This is a genomic window from Kitasatospora sp. P5_F3 (genome assembly GCF_054049135.1).
The window spans coordinates 1-843 of sequence record NZ_JBFUMY010000199.1 but is presented as its reverse complement, the minus strand read 5'-3'; the positions used below and the strand labels follow the sequence as shown (position 1 = coordinate 843).

2 protein-coding genes are annotated in these 843 nt (G+C 70.2%); one reads left to right on the top strand and one right to left on the bottom strand.

Annotated features, from left to right (window positions below; all coding sequences use genetic code 11):
* Nucleotides 1-435: C40 family peptidase (locus ACXJMZ_RS37320; RefSeq protein ID WP_457034434.1), on the top strand; the 435-nt coding region annotated here is incomplete at its 5' end.
* A gap of 13 nt (nucleotides 436-448) precedes the next feature.
* On the opposite strand, the gene ACXJMZ_RS37315 is transcribed toward ACXJMZ_RS37320, so the two are convergent.
* On the bottom strand, nucleotides 449-843 hold a 395-nt coding region (locus ACXJMZ_RS37315), incomplete at its 5' end, for a non-reducing end alpha-L-arabinofuranosidase family hydrolase (protein ID WP_457034433.1).

The following is an 843-nucleotide window of genomic DNA, read 5'->3' as shown; positions in this document are numbered from 1 at the left end:
GCCGAGGCGGCCGCCGCGGCCGCCGCGGCCCGCCCCTCCGCCGACTCCGTCGCAGAGTCCCCCTGGTCGGCCGGGGGCGCCGAGGCCGCCATTGCCTTCGCCCGGTCCAAGATCGGCCTGCCGTACATCTGGGGCGGTGAGGGCCCGGCCGGCTACGACTGCTCCGGGCTGACCATGATGGCCTGGCGCCGCGCGGGCAAGAGCCTGACCCACTTCGCCGCCGACCAGTACGCCGAGTCCACCCCCGTCAGCTACGCCCAACTCCGCCCCGGCGACCTGGTCTTCTGGACCGACACCGGCCGCGCCCGGGACATCCACCACGTCGCCCTCTACATCGGCGACGACCAGATGATCGAGGCGCCCCGACCCGGCATGGCCATCAAGCAGGCCAGCCTCTGGATCATGGGGCGCCCCGACTTCTACGGTCGCCCGTGACGGCGGCGGTGGGTCAGTGCTGCAGGGTGAGGACGCCCGGCCGGTACGGCAGTTGGTCGTAGGGGCCGCCGGCGGTGGGGGACTTGCCCTGGTAGAGGAGTTGCAGGTTGCAGGGGTCGATGGTCATGGTCTGGTCGGGGTTGTTGCGGACCAGGTCACCGTGGCTGATGTCGTTGGTCCAGGTGGCGCCGCTGTTGGCCTTGCCGGCGAAGGGGTTGGCTTCGGTGGCGGCCTGCGGGGTCCAGTTGCCGTTCAGGCTGGTGGCCGTGAAGGAGCGGAAGTAGCGCTGCTCGTTCGCGCCCCGGGCCTCGACGATCATGAGGTACTGGTTCTGGTCCTTGACCTTGTAGACCTGCGGTGCCTCGAACAGGTTCTTCACCGTGTCGCTCATGACGGTGGTGTACGAGG